General features: G+C 49.6%; 6 protein-coding genes and 1 pseudogene. 1 reads left to right on the forward strand and 6 read right to left on the reverse strand.

Going from position 1 to position 6000, the window contains the following annotated elements:
- The first annotated feature begins 115 nt into the window (after positions 1–115).
- Positions 116–397, forward strand: a pseudogene (locus tag ACQY6F_RS12145) (hypothetical protein).
- 40 nt (positions 398–437) lie between these two features.
- On the opposite strand, the gene ACQY6F_RS12150 reads toward ACQY6F_RS12145, so the two are convergent.
- The 6 genes from ACQY6F_RS12150 to ACQY6F_RS12175 form a co-directional block, all read right to left on the reverse strand.
- Positions 438–1157 carry a sulfite exporter TauE/SafE family protein gene (locus ACQY6F_RS12150; protein WP_428774690.1) on the reverse strand — a complete coding sequence of 240 codons (720 nt, stop codon included), beginning with the start codon at positions 1155–1157 and terminating at the stop codon, positions 438–440.
- 120 nt (positions 1158–1277) lie between these two features.
- Positions 1278–2069 carry a PhzF family phenazine biosynthesis protein gene (locus ACQY6F_RS12155; protein ID WP_428774691.1) on the reverse strand — a complete coding sequence of 264 codons (792 nt, stop codon included), beginning with the start codon at positions 2067–2069 and terminating at the stop codon, positions 1278–1280.
- Positions 2070–2156: 87 nt separating this feature from the next.
- A complete protein-coding gene (locus ACQY6F_RS12160) occupies positions 2157–3122 on the reverse strand; it encodes a D-2-hydroxyacid dehydrogenase family protein (RefSeq protein ID WP_428774693.1) in 966 nt (321 codons plus the stop codon).
- 131 nt (positions 3123–3253) lie between these two features.
- The gene (locus tag ACQY6F_RS12165; protein WP_428774694.1) at positions 3254–3793 is read right to left on the reverse strand and encodes an isochorismatase family protein; all 540 of its coding nucleotides are present in this window, start codon (positions 3791–3793) and stop codon (positions 3254–3256) included.
- Between the two features lie 121 nt (positions 3794–3914).
- Positions 3915–4727 carry a DODA-type extradiol aromatic ring-opening family dioxygenase gene (locus ACQY6F_RS12170; RefSeq protein ID WP_428774696.1) on the reverse strand — a complete coding sequence of 271 codons (813 nt, stop codon included), beginning with the start codon at positions 4725–4727 and terminating at the stop codon, positions 3915–3917.
- Between the two features lie 105 nt (positions 4728–4832).
- Positions 4833–5888, reverse strand: coding sequence for a GNAT family N-acetyltransferase (locus ACQY6F_RS12175; RefSeq protein ID WP_428774697.1), 1056 nt, complete (start codon positions 5886–5888; stop codon positions 4833–4835).
- Positions 5889–6000: the final 112 nt, after the last annotated feature.

The raw sequence follows: 6000 nt of genomic DNA on the forward strand, positions 1-6000 counted from the left end.
CTTCACCAAGGTGGACATTGAGATGCCAGTGCCTGGCAATTACTACTTTTGCCGGATGGTTCCGGCAAACCTGTCGCTGTAAACTGGCGATAGCCATTACTGTCCGGTAGATACTATGAGTAAAAAGCCCGATCGCATCACAGCGATGCGTAATATTATTGAGCAGGTTAAGATGGAGTTTCCTCTCTACGAAGAAGATACCTTTGTCTGTGGCACCGAAAACAACTATATTGGCTGCCCAAAAAAACTGATGGAACTGGTCGACTCTGAGCTGAGCTACTGGGAACACTAGATCAATAAGGGCAACCCTCCCAGCTTTGATGAAATACGCCGCTTCGGTAAATTATGTAAAAACGTTAAACGAGGCTTGGTACGTAACAACGTTATTGCGGGATAAGGTTAACGTCCCAGCTATGAAATCGCTGCTTACCGCCAGATTAGCCCGCCCAAACCTGGTAGATCATTCTAATCGCCAGTAACGTCAGCAACAGTTTGATTACCCCGATCAGCCTGTCACCATTCATTCTGTGTCGCAATTTGGTTCCCACTAAAGAACCAACAATTGATCCGGTCAACATTGCGAATATCACCGCTGAATAATCGGCAAAAGAAAACCCGATAAGGCCAAACGCCGCCAGCTTAGCCACATGGCTGATAGACATGAACAGTGCGGCGGTCGCAATTACCTGGTTACTGTCCGCAAGCTTTTTACCCAGCGCACTCATCCCCAGTGGTCCGGTGGCACCCACCACCAGCCCCAACCCGGTTTGTAGTAATCCGATAATATACAGGCTCTCATATTTTTTCAGAGCCCTGGCAAAACTGTTACTCCACAAGTTAAGCAAAATGTAGCTGCCAATCACCATTGGCAGGTAGTCGGTCGGCAGTTGACTGAGTAAAAAGCCAAATAACACAATGCCTATAACGGAGCCGAGCAGAAAAGGCACCACGAACGGCCAGTGCACATCCTTGATGGCAAATAATGCCCTGGATGCATTACTGGAAAGCTGGGTAACACTGTGAATTGGGATAATAGCGGCGCCGCTTAAAAATTGCGGCATGATGGCAATTAATAACAGACCGCCACCAAAACCGATCACGCCGGCCACCAGCGAGGTGGTAAAAGCAATTAAACCAAGTATTAACGCCGTCAGCATAAATGGATATTTCGCTCATGGTCATAGGGCATCAACCACAACCTGACCACATACCCCTTATTCAAAGCGTTAAAGCGGCGTCTGCTCTGTTGTATCTTTTGGTTATGCCCAGGTCAGCAATCAGATGAAGATGGTACCACGCATATAGAGCTGCCCATAACCGGATACCTGTACTCTGTCTTGAGTAACTGAGCAATACAATACCCCGCCCCGCTGCGAAGCCTGATATGCAACCAGCTCCGATTTACCCGACAGAGATGACCAATATGGAGCCAGTCCACAATGGATTGACCCTGTCACCGGATCTTCATCGCCGCCATTTGCCGGCCAGAAATAGCGCGAGACAAAATCATACTCATTGCCGGCCGCCGTCACGACAACATCATATGGCGCCAGCAGTTTGAGTTGTTCGCTGTTATAGGTGACCTGCCGTACCGCCTGCTCATCTTCCAGCACGGCTATATAGGCCTGACGATTTCTTAACACTCGCTTGGGAGTGACCGACAAGCCTTCCAGCAATGCCGCAGGTACGCAATCGACCGCTTGTGGCGTTTGACGGGGGAAATCCATACTGATTTTGCCCCCCTCCTGCTGGCTGACCATCAGCGATCCTACTTGTTCAGTATCAAACCTGACTTCACCCTGGCAATTAAAGAAGCGGAACAAGACATATGCTGAAGCCAGGGTCGCATGGCCACAAAATGCGATTTCGGTGAGCGGTGAGAACCAGCGAATTTGATAGTGTTGCTCTGCCACACGTTTAACAAATGCTGTTTCCGACAGATTATTTTCGGCTGCAATATTTTGCATCTGCTGCTCGGTCAACCACTGATTAACCGGTACTACGGCTGCGCTGTTTCCACCAAACTGCTTGTCGGTAAAAGCATCAACGGTAAATATCTCTAATTCCATTTATTCTACTGTTCCTCTCTACTGTAAAAATACGACGAGTGATGGCTGGCTGGTTTAACGGCATAAAAGAGAACCACCCACAACTTGTTACACCGTCACTACATTATCCGTTTTGCCGGCGGCATAACTTAGTACATTCTCAAACGCGGCCCTGAAATACAACTCATAACTGTTGTGTTCCACATACCCTAAATGGGGCGTACACAGTACGTTGGATAACGTCAGCAAAGGTTCATCCTGTTTGCTGGCCGGCTCATTGACGTAGACATCGACTGCCGCTCGTTTGGTCGGTTGGGCCTGCATTTCAGCCGCTAACGCCCCCGGCTCTACCAGATCTGCGCGACTGATATTCACAAATAAGGAATCCGGTTTCATCATCGCCAGATCGTCAGAGGTAACACACCCCAGCGTTTCCGGTACCAAGCGCAGGTGCAACGAAACAATATCTGCCTGAGAGAAGAATCCTTCCTTGTTTGTCGCTACGCCATAGCCTAACTGCGCGGCTCGCTGCCGTGACGCTACACTGCCCCACACCAGCACCTGCATACCAAAAGCACGGGCAAATTCTGCTACACGCTGACCAATTTTACCGAATCCCCATATCCCCAGAGTCAGTCCATGTAAAGTACGCCCCAGCCCAAGCGAGCCGCTATTCTGCCAGTTGCCACGTTGCAACTGCTCAACATAACCGGGCAGATTTCGCGATGCCGCCATGATCAAAGCCCAGCAAAGTTCTGCTGGCGCTATTGGTGAGCCAACACCTTCTGCAACCGCTACACCATAACGGGCACACAGTAACGGATCCAGGTGCTGACTCACTTTGCCCGTTTGGCTGATCAGTTTAAGGCTGGGTAGTTTTTGCAGCAATTCTTCGCTGATTACAGTGCGCTCTCTGATCAGTACCAGCGCTTCCACGTCGGTTAACTGTGTGGCCAACTCTTCGGGGTCTTGGTAACTTTGAGTCAGCACCGTCACCTGGTGGTCTTTGAGCAGTTTAAAACAGTTAAGATGCCTGACGGCATCTTGATAATCATCCAAAATTGCAATTTTCATCTCAATCTCCGACGTGAAACGATTGCACGCCCACAGGCTAGTCGCATTGCTAAAATCCCGGTTGAAATACAACACCGTATCGCGAGCGCAAACCCACAACTCGCGCAGTGCTGTACTGAGTTAACTTCTGGCTATCGGATCAGGTTTAGAATCGCTTTGAAAGCTGGCGTCTGGCAATCTTCCAGTAGCTCGTACAAGCTCATTTCCAGGCTGCTGATACTCACTCCATGCAGACGCATTTTTTCCAGTGCCAGCAAGCGATTCGAGTCCTCCCGGGAGGCAACACAATCAGCCAGGCACTCAACGTGATACCCCAGTTTAGCCAACCCCGCCGCAGTCTGGTATACGCAAATGTGTGCCTCAATCCCACAGAGCAGCCAGCTCGAGACATTCGCCTGGTTAACCGCTTCAACAAACTCCAGTTCTTCACAAGCGTTAAAACTGGTTTTGCTGATCGGGCTGAAGCCGTCGAGGTGTTGACGGATATCACTGACTGTATCGCCCAACCCCGCCGGGTTTTGTTCCAGCCAGACAATGGGTAAGCCGAAAATGCGCGCCGCCTGGATCAAACACTCGCAACGATGGCGCACTGCTTGCTGGTCATGTACTAAATCCGCCAGTTTTCCCTGAATATCCACGATGATAATGCCGGTATCAGTACTGTTTAGCATCTTGCACTCCTTAGCTGACTGCACCGTCTCGGTGCCAAGCGTTGCCAATCCAGAACGACCATCAGGTCATCCCGCTTGGCTGTTAAATTTTTGCGCCACCGCTACTATCAAGGATAGCCTATTAGGTCACTGAATCAGTACGCCACAGGTACATACTGGCCTGTCTGTTCAGTATCGTCAGCGAGAAGTGCTGGTCGCAGGGTTTACCTGCGGCGCCATAGCAGACATGTAATGGCAGTAAATGTTCTTCACGTGGATGACACACTCTTGCCCCAGGCGCTTTAAACCAGTGCGATAAACGCTCTGACCGTTCTGATTCACTGAGCGCCTTACTGCTGCAGGTTTCAACTAACCAGTTCTCAAATGCTGTGTTGGCCCGGTCAACGTCACTATCACCCTGACGAAAAAACGCCGGCAAGTTATGAAAAGAAAAACCGGAGCCGATGATCAGTAGGTTCTTAGCCTTTAGGCCCGCTAATGCCTGCCCCAGTACCTGATGCTCTGCAGGATCCAATGAATGCAGTAAAGACAACTGTAGACACGGAATGTCGGCTTCGGGATACATGATTTTAAGCGGTATAAAGACCCCGTGATCCAATCCTCGCTCAGGATCCAGACGTGCATCAATGCCGGCTTTGGTAAGTACCTTATACATTTCATTGGCCAAATCTTGATTGCCTGCACAAGGGTAACGAATCTGATAGGACTCGGCCGGAAAACCGAAGTAATCGTAAATAAGCTCAGGATTTGGGTTGGATGTAATTGTAGGGTGTCCGCTTTCCCAGTGGGCGCTAATCACGATAATCGCATCCGGTTTGGGTATGTCAGCGGCGATCATTTCTAAACATCGGACCATCTCTCGGTGGCCTTCATCACCCAGAAGTGGCATCGGACCACCGCCATGAGATAGATATAAAATTGTTGATGACTCCATTTCAGTCTCCCAGCTATGGATGTAACGCAATGACTTAGTGTCGCCATTACCATTTGTAAAAATACGCTCGGGCTACGGTATCCTTATCGAATATCGACAATATTGCTATGCGGAGCATAGTTCAGTCAGAGAGTGAATGCGTGTCACGCCAACGGGTAACGGCTGCGTATTTTGTTCATTACTGAGCCACACAGCCTGCAAACCAGCCTCTACCGCGGGCAGAATGTCCATCTGATACTGATCGCCCACCATGGTCACGTTACCTGGGGGAACATTCAATCTAGCCACAATTTTGCGATAAAATTCTGCACTACCTTTTGCTAAGCCCAGATTATCACGGCAGAAATAACCGCTCATGTATTGCGCCAGCCCGACCCGTTCAAATGCCAGCCGAATGTCGTCTTGATTCGAATCAGCAGCATTGGTTGCCAGGTAGATTGCATGCGTATTGGCCAATTCTGCCAATAGCTTCTGGGCTCCAGGTACGACATTCAATTCAGGCCACAGATACATTTTGCTGGTTTGTCGCGGATCGTCGACCATCAGAGTGTTGCCCCAGTCAAAGAGATACACAGCGGTTTGGCGGGAAAGTTGCCGCTCTTTTTTAAGATGCACAGTTTGCTCCCTGCTCTGCTGCCAGGCAGACTTGTTAAGATTCATTCGCTGACGATGCCACCAGCGCTGTTTAAAGTACACTGGGGGTTGATTCTGCGTGTCGGCCGTCATGCCTAAGCTGAGACACAGGTTGATCGCAGGTTGGTTTTCACTCAAGGTTTCGGCAGACAATCTCTGTATTGAAAGGTGGCTAAAGCCAAAATCAATTAACCTGTTTGCCGCCTCTCGCATCAAGCCCTGACCTTGTAAGTCACAACTTAAACCAAATCCACAACAAGCCTGCCCCTCTTGTTCCAGCCGCAGTGACACCATCCCAATCAGTTGGCCACTGGTTTTGTGCTCCAGCGCCAGGTGAAATGCCTGTCTCGGAGATTGTTGGACTTCCTGAATAAACTGATTTAGTAAACGCTGGTAATTTTCCGGCTGACAATCTTGTTCACTATAGTAGCGCTGGTAGTCAGGGGCAGCCACAATCTGCAACAGCGCCTCCCGGTCAGCGGCGGTAAAATCTCGCAGCCAGAGCCGCTCCGTTTCTAACTTAAACATTCCCTTCCCACTGGTATCTCGGCCTGACAATCCAATATACCACTATATGCATTATTAGCTATGGGCTTTCAATCGGTAATGGCTTTTCACTAACTGCCCTATCATTACCTCT

Origin of the sequence: Vibrio sp., assembly GCF_050299255.1 — a bacterium.
Classification (GTDB): domain Bacteria; phylum Pseudomonadota; class Gammaproteobacteria; order Enterobacterales; family Vibrionaceae; genus Vibrio.

Bases quoted from the DNA above. Each gene is read 5' to 3' on its own strand.
- ACQY6F_RS12160 (WP_428774693.1), bottom strand. From the start codon at position 3,122: ATGAAAATTGCAATTTTGGATGATTATCAAGATGCCGTCAGGCATCTT.
- ACQY6F_RS12175 (WP_428774697.1), bottom strand. From the start codon at position 5,888: ATGTTTAAGTTAGAAACGGAGCGGCTCTGGCTGCGAGATTTTACCGCC.
- ACQY6F_RS12155 (WP_428774691.1), bottom strand. From the start codon at position 2,069: ATGGAATTAGAGATATTTACCGTTGATGCTTTTACCGACAAGCAGTTT.
- ACQY6F_RS12150 (WP_428774690.1), bottom strand. From the start codon at position 1,157: ATGCTGACGGCGTTAATACTTGGTTTAATTGCTTTTACCACCTCGCTG.
- ACQY6F_RS12170 (WP_428774696.1), bottom strand. From the start codon at position 4,727: ATGGAGTCATCAACAATTTTATATCTATCTCATGGCGGTGGTCCGATG.
- ACQY6F_RS12165 (WP_428774694.1), bottom strand. From the start codon at position 3,793: ATGCTAAACAGTACTGATACCGGCATTATCATCGTGGATATTCAGGGA.